This is a genomic window from Vreelandella piezotolerans (genome assembly GCF_012427705.1).
Taxonomy (GTDB): Bacteria; Pseudomonadota; Gammaproteobacteria; order Pseudomonadales; family Halomonadaceae; genus Vreelandella; species Vreelandella piezotolerans.
This window is the reverse complement of the sequence record NZ_CP048602.1, coordinates 3791284-3808465: the sequence shown is the minus strand read 5'-3', so window position 1 is coordinate 3808465 and position 17182 is coordinate 3791284. Positions and strand designations below refer to the sequence as shown.

The 17182-nt window shown below is 58.1% G+C and carries 18 protein-coding genes; 11 read left to right on the top strand and 7 right to left on the bottom strand.

Going from position 1 to position 17182, the window contains the following annotated elements:
- Positions 1-10: 10 nt before the first annotated feature.
- The gene (yccS, locus tag GYM47_RS17525; RefSeq protein ID WP_153843576.1) at positions 11-2218 is read right to left on the bottom strand and encodes a YccS family putative transporter; all 2208 of its coding nucleotides are present in this window, start codon (positions 2216-2218) and stop codon (positions 11-13) included.
- Positions 2219-2416: 198 nt separating this feature from the next.
- Here yccS and GYM47_RS17520 point away from each other — a divergent pair, with 198 nt between their 5' ends.
- The 5 genes from GYM47_RS17520 to GYM47_RS17500 all read left to right on the top strand — a co-directional run bounded on the left by GYM47_RS17520 (position 2417) and on the right by GYM47_RS17500 (position 7442).
- Positions 2417-3235, top strand: coding sequence for a DUF3100 domain-containing protein (locus GYM47_RS17520; protein WP_139526119.1), 819 nt, complete (start codon positions 2417-2419; stop codon positions 3233-3235).
- Positions 3222-3716 (top strand): hypothetical protein, encoded by a 495-nt coding sequence (locus GYM47_RS17515; RefSeq protein ID WP_139526118.1) that lies wholly within the window; start codon positions 3222-3224, stop codon positions 3714-3716. The genes GYM47_RS17520 and GYM47_RS17515 overlap by 14 nt, the downstream gene beginning before the upstream one ends.
- A 12-nt stretch (positions 3717-3728) precedes the next feature.
- On the top strand, positions 3729-4886 hold the full coding sequence (locus tag GYM47_RS17510) for a M20 aminoacylase family protein (RefSeq protein ID WP_139526117.1): 1158 nt from the start codon (positions 3729-3731) through the stop codon (positions 4884-4886).
- Positions 4887-4989: 103 nt separating this feature from the next.
- A complete protein-coding gene (locus GYM47_RS17505) occupies positions 4990-5895 on the top strand; it encodes an NAD(P)-dependent oxidoreductase (RefSeq protein WP_139526116.1) in 906 nt (301 codons plus the stop codon).
- The gene (locus GYM47_RS17500) at positions 5892-7442 is read left to right on the top strand and encodes an aldehyde dehydrogenase family protein (RefSeq protein ID WP_153843575.1); all 1551 of its coding nucleotides are present in this window, start codon (positions 5892-5894) and stop codon (positions 7440-7442) included. Before GYM47_RS17505 ends, GYM47_RS17500 begins: the two co-directional genes overlap by 4 nt.
- On the opposite strand, the gene GYM47_RS17495 is transcribed toward GYM47_RS17500, so the two are convergent.
- The 4 genes from GYM47_RS17495 to GYM47_RS17480 all read right to left on the bottom strand — a co-directional run bounded on the left by GYM47_RS17495 (position 7421) and on the right by GYM47_RS17480 (position 10349).
- Positions 7421-8359, bottom strand: coding sequence for a LysR family transcriptional regulator (locus tag GYM47_RS17495; protein WP_153843574.1), 939 nt, complete (start codon positions 8357-8359; stop codon positions 7421-7423). The two genes, GYM47_RS17500 and GYM47_RS17495, sit on opposite strands and share 22 nt — an antisense overlap.
- Before the next feature lie 62 nt (positions 8360-8421).
- The gene (locus GYM47_RS17490; RefSeq protein ID WP_044629301.1) at positions 8422-8778 is read right to left on the bottom strand and encodes a hypothetical protein; all 357 of its coding nucleotides are present in this window, start codon (positions 8776-8778) and stop codon (positions 8422-8424) included.
- Positions 8778-9050 carry an HU family DNA-binding protein gene (locus GYM47_RS17485; RefSeq protein WP_018918476.1) on the bottom strand — a complete coding sequence of 91 codons (273 nt, stop codon included), beginning with the start codon at positions 9048-9050 and terminating at the stop codon, positions 8778-8780. Before GYM47_RS17485 ends, GYM47_RS17490 begins: the two co-directional genes overlap by 1 nt.
- A gap of 102 nt (positions 9051-9152) precedes the next feature.
- Complete coding sequence (locus tag GYM47_RS17480) at positions 9153-10349, bottom strand: NAD(P)/FAD-dependent oxidoreductase (RefSeq protein ID WP_153843573.1); 1197 nt, start codon at positions 10347-10349, stop codon at positions 9153-9155.
- 86 nt (positions 10350-10435) lie between these two features.
- Between GYM47_RS17480 and GYM47_RS17475 the strand changes: the two genes are divergently transcribed.
- From GYM47_RS17475 to GYM47_RS17450, 6 genes are all read left to right on the top strand, one after another.
- The gene (locus GYM47_RS17475) at positions 10436-10993 is read left to right on the top strand and encodes a chorismate--pyruvate lyase family protein (RefSeq protein WP_231125625.1); all 558 of its coding nucleotides are present in this window, start codon (positions 10436-10438) and stop codon (positions 10991-10993) included.
- A gap of 38 nt (positions 10994-11031) precedes the next feature.
- Positions 11032-11922 carry a 4-hydroxybenzoate octaprenyltransferase gene (gene ubiA / locus GYM47_RS17470; protein WP_153843599.1) on the top strand — a complete coding sequence of 297 codons (891 nt, stop codon included), beginning with the start codon at positions 11032-11034 and terminating at the stop codon, positions 11920-11922.
- Between the two features lie 111 nt (positions 11923-12033).
- Complete coding sequence (phoB, locus tag GYM47_RS17465; protein ID WP_054640735.1) at positions 12034-12723, top strand: phosphate regulon transcriptional regulator PhoB; 690 nt, start codon at positions 12034-12036, stop codon at positions 12721-12723.
- A gap of 2 nt (positions 12724-12725) precedes the next feature.
- Complete coding sequence (gene phoR / locus GYM47_RS17460; RefSeq protein WP_139526112.1) at positions 12726-14018, top strand: phosphate regulon sensor histidine kinase PhoR; 1293 nt, start codon at positions 12726-12728, stop codon at positions 14016-14018.
- 357 nt (positions 14019-14375) lie between these two features.
- The gene (locus GYM47_RS17455) at positions 14376-14675 is read left to right on the top strand and encodes a hypothetical protein (protein WP_331250800.1); all 300 of its coding nucleotides are present in this window, start codon (positions 14376-14378) and stop codon (positions 14673-14675) included.
- A 579-nt stretch (positions 14676-15254) separates the two neighbouring features.
- Positions 15255-15575 carry a hypothetical protein gene (locus GYM47_RS17450; RefSeq protein ID WP_139526111.1) on the top strand — a complete coding sequence of 107 codons (321 nt, stop codon included), beginning with the start codon at positions 15255-15257 and terminating at the stop codon, positions 15573-15575.
- Between the two features lie 71 nt (positions 15576-15646).
- Here the strand turns inward: GYM47_RS17450 and cysZ are convergent, their stop codons facing one another.
- Positions 15647-16378: a sulfate transporter CysZ gene (gene cysZ / locus GYM47_RS17445; protein WP_139526110.1), complete on the bottom strand. Its 732-nt coding sequence runs from the start codon at positions 16376-16378 to the stop codon at positions 15647-15649.
- A gap of 66 nt (positions 16379-16444) precedes the next feature.
- Positions 16445-17170 carry a phosphate signaling complex protein PhoU gene (gene phoU / locus GYM47_RS17440; protein WP_139526109.1) on the bottom strand — a complete coding sequence of 242 codons (726 nt, stop codon included), beginning with the start codon at positions 17168-17170 and terminating at the stop codon, positions 16445-16447.
- Between the last annotated feature and the right edge of the window lie 12 nt (positions 17171-17182).

Genomic DNA, 17182 nt, shown 5'->3' with positions numbered 1-17182 from the left:
TGGCCAAGGGTCACGTGGCCGTATCGAGGGCGTGCAGCGACTCTGCGTTCGAATCGGTCAAACGATGGGCGGCATCGCTCAAGGGGCCAAGCTGCTCGGCAATCAGGCGCAGCTGGCTTTGAATGGGTCGATAGAGCGTGATGGCATTCTCTTCTCCGCTGCCGCCGTGCTCACCTAGCTGGCTCAGCAGCTCGTTGGCAGGCGCGGTCAGCGGCTCCACGGGTAGGCGTTTATCCAGCTGTTCCGCTAGCTGTTCCAGTAAGGCGCTGATCCGCTTGGCCTGCGGCACGAGGGTGGCATCGTCTTCATCCTCTGCCAGCCGGTGGCGGTGGGCACCTAGCGCGGAGAGGTGGCTGAGCAGCGTGTTGGAGAGCACCAAAAAGCGCAGCCCGTTGTCGGCATCCTGCTTCCGGTAGTGCCCTGGCTCGTGGAGCATGTTGGTGAGCAGGGTCGAGAGCGCCGCATCCGCGTTGTGCGCATTGCGCCGTGCCAAGCGGTAAGCTAGGTCGTCCTGCTTGCCCTCTTCGTACTGGTGGACGATTTCGTCCAAGTAGCGGCGGTGGTTGGTCAGCACCTTGGCGGCCTCACGGTAGAGGCGGCGGCCCTGCCAGTCCGGCAGAATGAAAAATACCGCCAGTCCCGCAATCAGCGAGCCGATCAACGTATCGAACAGCCGCGGCCAGATAAGGTCGAAGCCATCCCCCACCTGATTGAAACTGCACAGCACCAGCAGGGTGATCGAGGCCGTGGCGATCACGTAATGCTTTTCACGATTGGCAAAGAATGACACGCCCGCCGCCACGGCAATCATGCTCTGGATTAGCGGCTGGGGAAACAGGCTGATGGAGGCCCAGCCTGCCACCAGCCCGAGTACCGTGCCCACTATCCGCTGGGAGAGAAAGCGCCGCGTGGTGGCAAAGTTAGGTCGACATACGAACAGCGTGGTCAGCAAAATCCAGAACCCTTGCTGGGGATCGAGCCATTGCAGCAGCCCATAGCCCGCCACTAGCGCGGTGGTTAGGCGCACCGCGTGGCGAAAGGTAGGCGAGCCTAGCGTGATATTGAGCCGCACCCGTTTCCAGGCCTCCTGCAGACTCGAAGGAGAGCGGTCGTAGAGCGCGCTATCCCGGCGTTCGTCGTCGGTATCCGGGTTGTGGGCGCTGGCAATCTGCGCCTCGAGCGTGGTGAGGTTGTCCGCTAAGGCATTCAACGGGCGCATCAGTGGCCGCCATTCGGGCTTGCCGCGCTCGCTCAGATTATCGATCGAGGCGCGCAGGTCGGCTAGCGCCTGCTCGCTCTGCTCGTGGCTAAAAGGGCGATTCAGCAGCAGCGATTTGGCCAGCTGGCGGCAGGCGCGGCCCTGCTGGTCGAGTAGCCGCTGGCAGCGAAACAGCACATCGTGGTGGAAAAAGGCGTCAGTAAGCGCGCTGTAGGGGTAGTGGGTGGAGCTGGCCCGTTCGTGGATATCCTGGGCGATAAAGTAAATTTGCAGGTAGCGGTTGAGCTTACGGTTGCCGCGCTGGCCCTCCAGGCGGCGAAAAATCATCTCCTTGGCTTGGTTGAGCGCCTCCACCACTTGGCCGTTCTGCCGTGCTAATGCCACGCGGCGAGCTTCGACATCCACACCGCGTACCGGCTCGAACAGCGCCGACTTCAAGATCAAGAACTCCCCCAGGGCTTTGTAGACCCGCGCCATGCTCTGCTTGACCGGCTGGCGGGAGAACAGTGCACACCACACCACGGAAATCGCGCCGTACCAGGCCGCTCCGGCCAAAAGCAGCAGCTGGCGCGAGGCGACGTCTTCATCCACGCCACCGTGCTGCTCGATATTGATCATGGAGTAGATCGACAGAATCAGCGTACCCGAGGCAATCGTCGCGTAGCGCTGGCCAATCGCCCCCAGCATGATCAGCGTGAAGGTAGAGAGCGCCAAGCCGACCGCAAATAGCCACGGCCACGGAAACAGCCACTGCACCACGAACGACGCCGATGCAAAGCAGAGCAGCGTCACTACCAGTGCCTGCAAACGCCCTTGCCAGCTATCGTCGGTCTCGGAGAGGGCACTGGCAATGATGCCCAAAAATAGCGGAATGACCAGTGCCACATCCCCCGCTAGCCCGCTCAACAGCAGCGCCCCGCTGAAGGCGATGAACACCCGCAGGCTGTAAGCGAACTTGTCCAGTGTCCAAAGGCGGCGCAGGGAATGGGTCAGGGGCATAGAGGCTCGTGTGACAAGTGATGTTAGACTTTAGTCTTGGTTAGTATAGAGGCATCGCAACGATGATGTCGCTCTTGACCTATCAACGCTAATGCTATCGCGGCCATGTGTTCTAAAAATTAGTGCACCAAAACGCTATGATTGAAACAGTAACCTTTCGATACTCGGAGTGACTCTAAAAAAAATAGGATCACTCCCATGGATCTAAAACTGCTGCTGGACTGGCGTCTACATCTTCTGGTGATACTGACGTCGATGTTTTCCGAGTGGATCGGCATCATTCGGATTCCGCTTGGGCCGGGAACATTACTACTATTACCACTCCTCTACGCGTTTATCATTGGCGTACTCTTCAATCCTCATCTCTTTTCAGCAATGGGCAAGGCCATTCCCAAGCCGGTGAGTCATGCCGCGGGCCCCATCATTCTGATCGCCATTTTGCCGTTCATTGCCAAGTTTGGCTCCACCATTGGGCCAGCGATCGAGCAAATTATCGCGGCGGGTCCTGCGCTGATTCTTCAAGAGCTGGGGAATCTTGGCACCATGCTGATCGCGCTGCCCTTTGCGGTACTCGTGCTCAAAATGGGCCGGGAAGCGATTGGTGCGACCTACTCCATTGCCCGCGAACCCAACATTGCCATTATTTCAGACCGTTACGGGCTAAGAAGCCCTGAAGGCATCGGCATTATGGGCGTGTACGTGGTGGGTACTATGTTCGGTACGCTCTACTTTGCCCTGATGGCGGGCTACATCGCCTCGCTAGATATCCTCGATATCCGCGCGCTGGCCATGGCCTGCGGTGTCGGCAGTGGCAGCATGGTAGCGGCATGCTCGGCAGCGTTGGCAGAAGCCGTCCCTGCCGCCAAAGATGAGCTGCTTGCCTTTGCCGGCGCCAGCAATCTGCTCACCTACGCCACCGGATTGTATGTATCGCTCTTTATTGCGCTACCGGTCACCGAGTGGATGTTTACGCGTTTGAAGGGTACCCGTCAGGAGGTTCGCCATGAAAACTCATGAGAGCACCGTCGATCAGTTCGACGCTGAGGCATTAAAAGAGCTGCGCCCCGAACAGCAGCTAGGTAAAACAGCCCTTGTGCTGGCGGCTGTCTGTGTGGCGGCGTGGTTTAGCAACATCGTCAACGGCTCGCCTTTGTTGGATGCGCTGCCTGGCATGCTAATTTTGTATGTCATGGTCATCATCGGCTTAGTGGTCGGGCGGCTATGCCCTTTTTATCTGCCTAGTGTGGCGTGGGTCTCGCTGATTAGTATCATCGCGACGCTCCCCGTCTTTCCGGGTAACGGCTGGATCATTGGGCAGTTGGCAGAGGTGAATTTCTTGGCGGTGGTCACCCCCGTACTGGCGTATGCCGGACTAGCGCTGACCCACCGTGAATTCTCGATGTTCAAGCAGACCGGCTGGAAGCTGGTCATTGTGGCCCTTCTCGTCTTCACCGGCACCTTTATTGGGTCGGCGGTGGTGGCTCACGTGATGCTTTAAGGAATACAAAACATGGCGACGTCAATACCCTTGCCTGATAGTAAAGAACTCACCGCTTGGCGACACGATTTCCACCAGCATCCGGAAACGGCGTTCGAGGAGCAGCGCACGAGTGCACGTATCGCCGCGCTGCTCGGTGAGTGGGGCTTTGAAGTGACCACTGGAATCGCTGGAACGGGCGTGGTCGCCGCGTTAGACGGTCAGCAGGGTGAAGGTAAAACGATCGGCCTTCGGGCCGATATCGATGCCCTGGATATCCGTGAAGAGACCGGGCTTGCCTACGCCTCGCAGACGCCGGGCAAGATGCACGCCTGCGGTCACGACGGCCATACCACGATGTTGCTGGGGGCGGCCTGGGCGCTGAAGCAGCAGCCCGACTTCAAAGGGCGGGTGGTGTTCATCTTCCAACCCGCCGAAGAGAACGAAGGCGGTGGCCGTGCCATGGTGGAGGACGGCCTGTTCGAGCGCTTTCCGATGGACGCGGTGTACGGCCTGCACAACTGGCCTGGGCTGCCCGTTGGTGTGGCAGCGGTGCACGATACCGACGTCATGGCCGCGTTTGATATTTTCAGCCTGACATTGACCGGTAAAGGCTGCCATGCAGCGATGCCGCATCTAGGCATTGATACGGTGCTGGCGAGTTGCCAACTGATCAGCCAACTGCAAGGCCTGATAAGCCGTGAAACGCCACCGGATAAATCGGCGGTGCTGAGTGTGACCAGCATCAACGGGGGAGACACGTTCAATGTGATTCCCGAGCAGGTGGCGCTGCGCGGCACGCTACGCTGTTTCGATATGGCGCTGAAAGAACGCCTAGAAGCGCGTTTCAAACAGGCGATTGCTAGCTTGGCCGACTTCCATGGTTTAGCCGTTGAGCTGGATTACCAGCGTTGCTACCCCGCCACGATCAATACGCCAGCGCATGCCCAGCACTGCGCAACGGTATTAGCGGGCTTGCTAGGCCAAGAAAATGTGTTGCGTAACCCGCCACCTAGCATGGCGTCCGAAGATTTCTCGTTCCTGCTTGCCGAACGGCCCGGTGCTTACATCTGGATGGGCAACGGTGAGGACTCGGCGTCGCTGCATAACCCCCACTACGATTTTAACGATGCGCTATTGCCGCTAGGAACGCGCTACTGGGTGGAGTTGGTCAAAGCGCTCTTGGTCTAAATAGCCAAACGGTTTAACTCGCGTTATTCGCTTCCTTATGCCCACTGGGTAGGGGAGCGTCTACCCAGCATTCAGCGTTTTCTGCACTGTAAGGAGTTTTGTGATGCCTCAAACCTCAAGGTCTTTATCGTTGACGGTGATTGGGTTGGGACAGATGGGCGGCAATATGGCGCTCACGCTTAAAGCAGCAGGGTTTGCTGTAACCGGCACGGATGTCTTTGACGCCGCGCGTACCAAGCTCGCATCACTTGGCTTGAATGTTGTGACGCCTGATGCCCTACCAGCCAGTGATGTCTACCTTCTATCGCTGCCGACCTCAGCCCATGTGCGTGAGGTGCTTGAAACCTCCCCTGGTTTACTCGCGCGGGCGCCTCGGGGCAGTGTGATTGTCGATACCTCTACCAGTGACCCTGCCATGAGTCGTGAATTGGCTGAAAAAGTGATGGCCGCAGGGCTTCATTGGCTGGATGCCCCGGTCAGCGGCGGCCCCAAAGGGGCGGCCAGCGGCAAGCTAGGCATGCTGCTAGGCGGCGATGAAACCACCATTGAACGGGTCAGGCCGATGTTGGAGGCGATGTCCGCCAAATGCACCCATGTGGGTGGCCCAGGCAGCGGCCATGTGGTGAAACTGGCCAATAACTACCTGTGTGCGGCGCACCTGATCACGACCGCCGAGGCAGTTGCCATGGCCGCCCAAGCCGGTGTTGACCCCGCTGCTTGTCTGGCAGGCATCAATAGCGGCTCCGGGCGTAGCGCTATCAGTGAGGTGAATTTCCCCGAGTGGGTGCTGAGCGAGCGCTTCGACTCTGGCTTTACCACGGGATTGATGCGTAAAGACCTGCGCCTGGCGCGGGAGGCGGCTGAGCAGTTGGGCCTTCCTTTACCGCTGCTACAAATGGTTGTCGATGCTTGGCACGACAACACCGAACAGCCCACCGATAGCGATGACTTCAACCATATCACCACGCCGATTTTAGCCCGTGCCAGCCAAGCGGAGGGTAACCAATGAATTCACTTAGCCAACACGCCAGCGACCAGCTTGCCGCACTCCTAAACGGCTTTGGGTTAGCGGCAAAAACGCCGTTGAGCAACTGGATCGATGGTGATCTGGTGGCCGGAGAAGGTGAAGAGATCACGCTGATCAACCCGGCGACGGGGGATGCGCTGGTCAGCTACCGCGATGCGGGTGCGGGCTTGATTGAGCGGGCGACACAAGCGGCGCAGCGGGGGCAACGCGAATGGATGGCGCTGACCGCCAGCGAGCGTGGGCGGCGCATGAATGCTGCCATACGTGCGCTAGAGGGCCATGAAGAAGCGCTGGCGCAGTTAGAAAGCGTGGTGGCCGGTAAGCCCATTCGTGACTGCCGGGCCGAAGTAGGCAAAGTGCGCGAGATGTTCGAATACTACGCGGGCTGGTGCGACAAGCAGCACGGCGAGGTCATTCCAGTGCCTACCTCGCATCTTAACTATGTGCGCCACGTGCCCTATGGAGTGGTGGGGCAGATCACGCCCTGGAACGCGCCGATGTTCACCTGTGCCTGGCAGCTGGCACCGGCCATGGCGGCGGGCAACGGGGTGGTGCTGAAACCTTCCGAGCTGACCCCTTTCACCTCGGTCGTGATTGCCAAACAACTCGAACGTGGTGGGCTACCTAAGGGGTTGATCAATATCGTCAACGGGCTAGGCAAAACGACCGGCGCGGCGCTGACCGACCATCCCGCCATAGGCAAATTGGTATTTGTCGGCTCGCCCCAAAGTGGACGGATGATTGCCGAGGCGGGGGCCCGCCGCCTGGTGCCCAGCGTATTAGAACTGGGCGGTAAATCCGCCAATATCGTGTTTGCCGATGCCAAGTTAGACGAAGCGGTAGCTGGCGCCCAGGCGGCCATCTTTGCGGCGGCGGGCCAAAGCTGTGTGGCAGGATCGCGCCTGTTGATCGAGCGTTCGGTATTTGAGCAAGTCACTACGCGTTTGGCTCGCGCGGCGGAGCAGATTCACGTGGGCCTGCCCAGCGATGAAGCCACCCGTATGGGGCCGCTGCAGAATCGTCGTCAATTCGAGCAGGTAACGCGCATGATCGAGGCCGCAGAAGCGCAAGGCGCGAGAGTGCTGACGGGTGGCAAACGTCCTGAAGGTTTGCCTGACGACGCCCAGGGCTATTTTATCGCGCCTACCGTGCTGGTGGATGTCACCCCTGATATGGAGATTGCCCAACAAGAGGTCTTTGGGCCAGTGCTCGTCGCGATGGCCTTTGACAATAAAGAGGAAGCCATTCGATTGGCGAACGACACCCGCTTTGGTTTGGCAGGGGCGGTATGGAGCCAGGACGTGGCGCGGGCACATCGTGTGGCCGGTCAGCTGCGTGCTGGCACGGTATGGATCAATAGCTACAAGGCCATCAGCGTGATGTCACCGTTCGGTGGCTTTGGTGACAGCGGTTTTGGTCGCTCCAGCGGGTTGGATGGCCTACGCGAATACACCGTGCCACAAAGCGTCTGGGTGGAAACCGCGCCAGAAGCCAGCGTGGCGTTTGGTTATGGCAGTGGCGTCGGCTGATCTAACGCCGGGTCGCGGAAGGCTTGCATCCAGCGCTGTAGATGGCGCAGTAGCAGGATGCTGGCCTTGGGCTGTTGGCGCCCTACACGGGTGACCATGTGGGCCTGAGAGCGCTGAAATAGCGGGTGATCGACGGGGCGTGCTACCAGCGTTCCCACTTCCAGGTCGTGGGCGACGGCAAACGCGGGCAGCAGGGTAATGCCCATGCCGCTGCGGACATATTGCGCCAGAATCACCATGGAGTTGGTGTTCATCGCCATGCGGGGGGCAATGCGAGCCTGCTGGAAAGCTTGATCGACCATTTGACGCACGCCATGGGTGGTATCCCACATGGCCATCGGCTGATCGCTAAGCTGAGTTAGCGTGAGCGGGGTGGCTTGGCAGGTCAAGGGATGACTGGGCGAGAGAATCGCCATCAGCGGCTGCGGGCTGGAGGCCCAGAAACGAAGTTGGGGATGAGTACGCTCATGGAACATCAAGCCAATGTGGCTGTGATCGCCCACCACCGCCTCGATGATGCCCGAGGTACCCGCCGTGTGGATGTCGAGCTGAATGCCCGCATAGCGTTGAGTGAACTCATGCAGAGGAGAAGCCACCAAGTCGCTGACAAACCCTTCGCCAACGGTCAGGGATATCTTGCCGGTCTCCATGCGCTGATAGGACTCCAGCGAGGCAATGAATCCTTCATCGAGGGCGCCACGACGTTCACAATACTCAAGCAGCATCTCACCTACGGGAGTAGGTGAGATGCCGTCGCGCTGGCGCTCCATGAGCGTCGCACCCAGGGCCTCTTCCAGCAGCGCAATTTGCCTGCTGACGGCCGAGGGAGCGATATCCAAGCGCGCTGCCGCTCGGCGCACAGAACCAGATTCCAGGGTAACGCGGAAGTACACTAAGCGTTGATGAGGTATGTCCATCGATAGCCGTTATACCTCTGCGGGATTGCCCCTTGACTGTTCGTTCCATGCCGCAAAGCTTGCTACAAATACTTCAACAATTTTTGCAGCTTGTTCATATCGGAGGAGTCGCCGACGAGGCGGACGTCTCCTGCCACCATGCCGTCCAGAAACGCCTGCTGGGTAGGCTTCTTGAGAATACGCAGCGCCGCGTCTTGATCGCGAAAGCGCAGCTCAAGATCTAGATCGACGGGCAACCCCTTGCCGGTGGTGATGCCGTTAGGCGCCATCCGGTAGTAGCGGGCGGTGCTTAAGTCTTCCGTAGCGACACCCCAGTCCAGGCCGCGCATGCGCTCGAGCTGCTCACGAAAGCGCGGCTTGCGGCGCAGGGCTCGCTTGAGCATAAAGCCCAGCAGCCACAGCGTCAGCGAAAGCTTCATTAGGAAACGGCGTCCTTGAGCGCTTTGCCTGGCTTGAATGCCACGTTTTTGCTGGCCGGAATCTGCAGCGGTGCGCCGGTTTGCGGGTTTTTACCGGTGCGGGCAGCGCGCTCGCGAACGGTAAAGGTGCCAAAACCGATCAAGGCGACGTCTTCGCCCTTGGCGACGCTGTTGGTGATTTCGTCCAGAATGACGTTGAGCACTTGTCCCGCTTTGTCTTTGGACAGGTCAGCACTTTCAGCAATCGCGGCAGCGAGTTCAGGTTTGCGCATAAAGGAATCTCCCTTGTGAAAAAACAGACATCAATGTTGTTGGTTGCTCGGCTTACCCCAGCAGGCGGAGCTTTTTTAGCCTAGTCGCGAACGCGGCGAAAATCAGCCTAGCAGGGTGGGGGCGGCTCTGGAAAGCTCCACTTTCCTTCTCACACAGCCGCCTGTCAACGCAAAACCAATCAAACGACCGTCTTTATCTTCGGCCAAGGCGGTGAAATCGTCACCGTCGCCTTCGATTCGCCAGCGTTTGGGTGGCTGCGTTGGGGGGTAGGCCACGATGGGCAGTAGCGGCGTTTTGACCACCACGGGCCATGCGCCAAAGCGAACCGCGGTAGGCGTGCCGGTGAGCGTCGCCGCCAACGCTTTAACGCTGGCTTGCAGCGGCTGGACATACATGGCGTTCACACCGTCGATACAGGCTGCATCACCCAGGGCATAAACGTTAGGCTGGCGAGTGCGGAGGTGGCGGTCGACGTGAATGCCGCTGGCACTTACGGTTAGGCCAGCGGCCTCTGCTAACGCCGTGCGTGGTATCAAGCCGGTGGCGAAGAGGACGAGATCTACCGCGTGCCGCTCGCCGTTATCCAAGTGCAAAGCTACGGCGTTGTCGGCCGCTTGGGAAAGCGTGTCCAAGCTGCGCCCTAGTGCGAGGCGAATGCCTGCCGCGTGAAACGCATTGGCCAGCGCATGACCCAGTGGTTCGGGCAGCAGCCGCGGCAGTGGGGCGCTCTCCGGCGCGATTACGGTGAGTTGGTGTCCGCCTGCGTGCAAGTCATTGGCGAATTCACAGCCAACGAGCCCGGCCCCAATGATCGCCACGCGGCTCGGCTGAGTGAGTGCTTCATGCAGGTGCCGGTAGTCGTCTAAGTCATTGACGGTAAAGCAGCGCTCCGCCAGTGCGCTGGGCACGCTGAATGGCCTGCGAGGGGCGGCACCGGTGGCCAGCACCACGTCATCGTAACGAAGCGTGGCGCCGCTGCTCAGGTGTAGCGTTTGGTTATCCACATCTAGATGCGTCACTTGGGTGTGGGTAATGACCTCGGCATTGAGTTCGTCTGCCAGTGCACTGGCATCGCGCTGGGCGAGCTTGTCAGGGCCGAGGCGTTTGGCAAAGCCGGTGGAAAGCAGGGGCTTGCTGTAGTCATCGCCGCTGTCTGCACTGATCAGCGTGATAGTGCGTGTATCTCCCTGGCGTCGCAGGGTACGCGCTAGCCCCACGCCTGCCATGCCGGTTCCGACGATCGCCAGAGCAGTTGAGTGAGGAGAGGGCGTGGAAGAGGTCGTGTGTGAGTTGGGCATACCGTCCCCTGACGTCGGTGGAACAAAAGCCTACAAACCACCATGTTACACTAGCTCACTCTCAATTGACTGCCCTGGAGGCCTAGGTGACCGCCCCCGAGTTTTCACTCTTTCCTCAGTGGCTGCCGGTGGCCGCTGCTCGGCCAGCCATGAGCGCGCCTTGGTGGCAGTGGGTCGCCTCCACGGATTCGTTGACCGCCCGCCTGATGGCCGCCGGTAAGCCGGGCGCATTTCGGGTGCGCGTGTTGCGCCAGACCATCGGCCTGCCCCAGCGCGATGAAGCCCTTGCCCTGGGCATTGCACACCGCCGCTATGCGTGGCTGCGTGAGGTGGCGCTGTGTATCGATGAAACGCCGTGGGTCGTGGCGCGTTCGGTGGCATCGCTTCACCACCTGCAGGGCAAAGGGTTGGGCAACTTAGGTGAGCGTTCGCTAGGCAGCTGGCTATTCCAGAAGCCTGATTTGGTGCGCGGGCCGCTGGAAGTAACGTCGGCCGCGCCGCCATTCAACCGGCTGACGCTGGGATCGTCGGCCAGTAGCCTTTGGGGGCGGCGCTCCGTCTTTGAGCACGGCGGGCTGTCGTTGCTGGTGCAGGAGTACTTTTTATCCACCATGACAGATGCACTGAGCCTGCCGTCGCGCTAGGCTAACGCAGCGACTTTTTCGACGAGGTAAGCATGAGCATGGACCGTTCTCTGTTGCGCCCAACCGGGTGGGCCCGCCTGACCGATTTCCTACAGCTAATGCGCTTGGACCGGCCGATAGGTACTTGGCTGTTGATGTGGCCAACGCTATGGGCGCTGTGGATCGCCTCGGACGGGGTGCCGGGCCGCGATGTACTGCTGATCTTCATTGCCGGGGTGTACGTAATGCGCGCGGCAGGCTGCGTGGTGAACGACTACGCCGACCGCCACTTCGATGGCCATGTAAAGCGCACCCGGCAGCGGCCGCTGGCCACCGGCCGTATTAGTGAAACCGAGGCGCAGCTGCTGTTCGTGGCGCTGGTGGCGGCGGCCTTCGTGTTGGTCCTGTTGACCAATTGGTTTACCGTGCTGCTCTCCTTCGGCGGTGTGCTGCTAGCGTTCATTTATCCTTTCATGAAGCGCTATACCCACTTTCCCCAAGTGGTCCTGGGGGCGGCGTTCTCCTGGGCGATTCCGATGGCGTTTGGCGCCGTGCTCGGCGAGGTGCCACTCGTGGCGTGGCTACTGTTCAGCGCTAACGTGCTATGGACAGTGGCCTACGATACCCAGTACGCCATGGTCGATCGCGATGACGACCTGAAGATCGGCATCAAATCCACGGCGGTGCTGTTTGGCAGTGCCGACCGTCTCATCATTGGCTTGCTGCAGCTTGCCACCCTAGCGTTGTTGATTTGGGTGGGGCTGATGGCGAGCCTGGGCGGTTTCTTCTGGCTCGGTGTGGTCGGAATGGCGGTAACCTTTGCCCATCAACAGCGTTTGATCGTTCACCGGGAGCGTGATCGCTGTTTCCAAGCGTTTTTGAATAATCACTGGTCGGGGCTCTTGGTCTTTACCGGCATTGCTCTAAGCGAGTGGCCCGTGGCTGGCTAATATTGCTGGGTGTCATAGAATTGTCATTAAGTCATGGTGTTATCGTCACAGACATGTCATTGAACCGTTTTCGCATACATGAGCTTTCTTAGCACACCGTGAGGCCCTGGAATGACCGCCAAGACCGTACTGATCGTCGATGATGAGGCGCCCATTCGCGAGATGATCGCTGTGGCGCTGGAAATGGCTGACTATCGCGTGCTTGAAGCGGATAACGCCCAGGATGCCCACGCGATGGTCGTAGATCATCAGCCCGACCTGCTGCTGCTGGACTGGATGATGCCTGGCACCAGCGGCATCGAATTGGCACGCCGTCTCAAGCGCGAAGAGGCTACTGCGGAACTGCCGATCATCATGCTGACCGCCAAGGGCGAAGAGGATAATAAGATCCAAGGTCTGGAAGCGGGCGCCGACGATTACATCACCAAGCCGTTTTCGCCCCGTGAGCTGGTAGCGCGCCTGAAAGCCGTTCTGCGTCGGGCGACCCCGCGCGGCGTGGAAGATCCCATCGAAATCAATGGGCTGCTGTTAGACCCGGTGAGCCATCGTGTTAGCGCGCATGGCAAGGCGCTAGAGATGGGCCCTACCGAGTATCGATTACTGCAGTTTTTCATGACCCACCAAGAGCGTGCCTATACCCGTAGCCAGCTTCTCGATCAGGTGTGGGGCGGCAACGTGTACGTAGAGGAGCGCACGGTGGACGTGCACATTCGCCGGTTGCGTAAGGCGCTAGGGGAGGCGCACCAGAATTTGATTCAAACAGTGCGGGGCACTGGGTATCGTTTCTCTGCTCGGGTGTAGTCGTGCGCCTGTGGAGCCGTGAATGGTGGCGCATTACCTGGCTGGCGCTATTGGGCATGTGCCTGGGGTGGCTGGTGGGGTATCCCGGTGTGGGGCTCGCCGCTGGCCTCTTATTCTGTTTGATTTATCACTTGCGCCAATTAAAGGCGCTGTTCCAATGGCTGACGCTTCACCCTCACGATGAGCCGCCCGCGGCAACGGGGCTTTGGGGTGAGCTTTTCGATCGTCTCTACCGCTATCAAAAGAGCCAACGCATCACGCAAAGCCGCCTGCGGGCGACCCTTGCGCGTATTCAGGAATCCTCGGAGGCGATGCGTGATAGCGTCGTGATGCTGGATCGGCATGGTGATTTAGAGTGGTGGAACAGCGCGGCTACCGAGATGTTGGGCCTGCAAACCGCCCATGACCGCGGGCAGCATATTACCAACTTGCTGCGCGACCCACGCTTCATTAGCTACTTCAATGCCCGGGAGTATGGCGAGCCGCTAACACTCACCTCACCCATCGATGAGCGGCGTATTCTGCAGTATCAAATCACGCTCTATGGTGATGACGAGCGCTTGGTCATGGCCCGGGACATTACGCGCTTGCATCGCCTCGAACAGATGCGCCGTGACTTCGTAGCCAACGTGTCTCACGAGCTGCGCACACCGCTGACCGTGCTGTCGGGTTACTTGGAAACCTATGGCGATTTGAAAGAGCTGCTGCCGCCCCGTTTGGGCAAAGGCATCGGTCAAATGGAGGAGCAGACCAAGCGCATGCAGAACTTGGTCAACGACCTGCTACTGCTCTCTAGGCTCGAAATCGATCGAGGGGGAGAAGATCACCAGCCGCTTGCCGTCGGGCCGATGCTGGAGAGTATTCGCCGCGATGCGCTGGCGCTGTCTCACCAGCAACACAGCGTGCAGATCGTACTCGATTGCGAAGCGCGCCTAATCGGCAGTGAGCAGGAGCTGCGCAGTGCGATCTCCAACTTGGCATTCAACGCAGTGCGCTATACGCCGGAGGGAAGTCAAATCACGCTCCGCTGGGCGGCTCTGCCCAATGGCAGTGCCTGCATCGAAGTGGACGACGACGGTGAAGGGATCGATCCGGTCCATATCCCGCGTCTCACCGAACGCTTCTACCGCGTCGATAAGGGCCGCAGCACCGCCACCGGTGGCACTGGGCTGGGCCTGGCCATTGTAAAACACGTTCTCCTGCGCCACGATGCGCAGCTCCAAGTGGAGTCGTTGCCCGGTGAAGGGGCACTGTTCCGTTGCGTATTCCCGGCCACTCGGGTGGTCAACGATTAAAAACGCCGCTCGGCCACTTGTTTCACCGGCCTCACCTCGTACACTCAATCCTTCCTCATTCGTCGATTTGCATAATCTATGTACAAGTGTGTCATATTGGCATGTAAGCATGGTCAAACACCGCGCATGTGCCATATGTAGCCAATTAACTCGCTATGAAATCGCGGCTGAAGCTATTTTGGCATGGCTTTATTTTTTTATAAACTATTGTATTTATATGTATTTTTCTATTTTTTTGAAATTTTGGCATGTCGGATGCAAAAATTCTGGTAAGGAAGATTACCGCAGGAACTGGTAAGACATGAAGTCGCTCTTCCTTACTAAAGCGGTATTTCACAGCGATCGAGGAGGCGGAATATGATGTCCAAGGAACTACTCAAGAAAGCTGGTATTTTAGGTGTAACGTTTGGTTTGGTAGCAAGCCCATTGGCTTTTGCCCAAGAGCCTGCTGACCCGGCCGACAATATTTCTCCAGATGAGCAGCCGGTAGAATCTCAATCCAGCAATACTGGAATGACATCTGATCATGGCAACCAAGATTTAACCCATGACGAAGGCGATAACGCCAGCGATATGGAGCCGAATTCCATGAGCGATGACTCGGATGCGACATACGACAGCACCGAAGAGCTTCCGGAAGAAAATAGCGGCATGTAAGTTGTAACATTTATTTGCAAAGCTGTTAAAAACTCTTACGCTTAGGAGTGAGCATTTAAGGGGCAAGGATGTCCTATAGCAAGGATGCTCAAAGATTCATGGAAAGAATCAGATAACGATCAATACGCTGGTCAGGGGATATACCAAGGTTGGCACCCCGCAAAAGGATAGGAAGCCAGACGTCAGTATCGTTGACAAGTAAGAGTGACTAAGACCCCGCCCTGCGGGGTCTAATTTTTTGTGCCTGCGGCATATGCAGAGGGTATGTAAGGTTTTCTTTAGAACGAGCCTGCATGAAAGTCTGCGGAATCTTTCTTAAGGTGAGTCATTCTGCGCCACGTACACGGCGCATGTGTCATTATTGCACAATATATTTGAGGTATTTTTGACGTTGCTGCATTATATTGCGCGCAATTTAATTTGTATAAATACATGTTTATAAAATAATTTTTTATTTTCTATGTAATTTGGCATCTTGTGTGCACTAACTAGGTGTTAAGTTAGCCATTAGTCGTAGGCGCTCATGTGTTCTGGTTCTGGCCTACGCCGACTGGCTCCACGTTAAAGGAGTACGTAGCGATGTTATTTAACGAGTTAGCGAAAAAGACGGCTGTTCTAAGCGTTGCATTCGGTTTGGTTGCAAGTCCAATGGCCTTTGCCCACACGTCCATTGAATTGAATAAAGACCGTTCTGCAGGTCACGATATTATCGAGCCAAGTTCGCACAATACGTCAGGTCCGGCCCAGTACTCTACTAGTGACCTGATCCATGACGAAGGTGACACGCTGGATTACTCTACGTCTAGCAGCGCCAACGACTCAACCGATACAGCCACCCGCAAAACGGGCTATGACGCCAATGAGCTGAACCGCGACGAAGGTGACGGTATCCGTTGGTAAGCTCAGCGCTATATCCCTAAAACCCCGCCTAGGCGGGGTTTTTTGTGTCTATGCCTCCCACTGACGCGACGTCAAGGATTCACTACATCCTGTGTGCCGCGATAATGCCCGTCCCACATGAGCACTGCTCCTGCGACGGCGCCGGGTATCAAAAACAGGTTGGCAAGGGGAATCCAGGTAACCAGCATGATCAACCCGCCGTAGGTAAGGCTGGGCCACCAGCGTCGCGAGAGGCGGCTGCGCATATCACGAAACGTGACTTTGTTATTATCCATTGGATAATCCAGATAGGTGATCGCCATCACCCAGGCGGAAAACAGCGCCCACAAAAGCGGCGCAAGTAGGTTGAGGCCGGGAATCCAGCTGAGCATGAACAGCGCCGCCATGCGCGGCAGAATATAGCCCAGCTTGACCAGCTCGCGCCCCAGTGCGTCGATGGCCGTTTTAGCCAGTCCGCGATCGTCCAGCGGTTCCCGCCCGGTGGCTTGTCGCTCGACTTTTGCGGCAAGAAAGCCGTAAAACGGTGCGGCAATGAGGTGAGTCACGAGGGTGAAGGTGAAAAAGATCACCACCAGCAGGCTAACGAAAAAGAGCGGCCAAATCAGCCAGGAGAGCCACTCCAGCCAACCGGGCACCATGGTCATGGCGCTATCCAACCAGCCTGAAAAGCCCTGGAATACGACGCTGAGCATACTGGCGTAGACGATGAGGTTGACCAGGATGGGGAGGAAAATGTAGCGCCGCAGCCCTTTTTGATACACCAAACGCGTGCCTTGGCTCAACGCCGTGATGGCATCCACCATGTTGTCTCCTTTAAAAACGCCCAGATGAGTCATCTGGGCGTATTGCAGGAGCAATGACCTGTCAGGTCAAGGCTTTTTCAGCATCTTCTGATCTAGGGTGTCGGGGTCGCTGTGGCGAATATCCAAGCCTTTCACCAGGTAGACCACGTACTCCGCCAGATTATTGGCGTGGTCGCCCACGCGCTCCAATGCTCGGAGAACCCACATGATGCTCAACACGGAACTGATCGAGCGCGAGTCTTCCATCATGAACGTCATCAGCGAGCGCATGGCGCTGCCGTATTCGTCATCCACGGACTCGTCTTCCCGCACGACCTGCATGGCAAGCTCGGTATCGAAGCGGGCAAAGGCCGTCAGCGCATCGCGTAGCATCTTACGCACGTGTTCACTGATATGTCGCACTTCTACCAAACCACGAATACTGCTGCTGTTCTCACTCAGCAAAAGTGCGTTACGGGCGATTTTGCTGGCTTCGTCGCCTATCCGCTCGAGATCCGACGTGGCGCGAATGACCGCTAGTACCAAGCGCAGGTCAGAGGCGGCTGGCTGACGACGCGCTAGGACGCGGGTACATTCGTCATCGATCTGTAGCTGCAGGTCGTTGACCTGGCGGTCGTTGTCACGCACTTTTTCGGCGAGACGGCTGTCGCCTTCCAGCAGCGCGTGAACGGCATCTTGCACCTGTTTTTCCACCAGACCGCCCATGGCCATCAGGTGGGTTTTCAGCTCTTCCAGCTCCTGGTTGAACTGGCGAGAGATATGCTGGCTGTGGGTATCGCTCGTAATATCCATTGAGCACTCCTG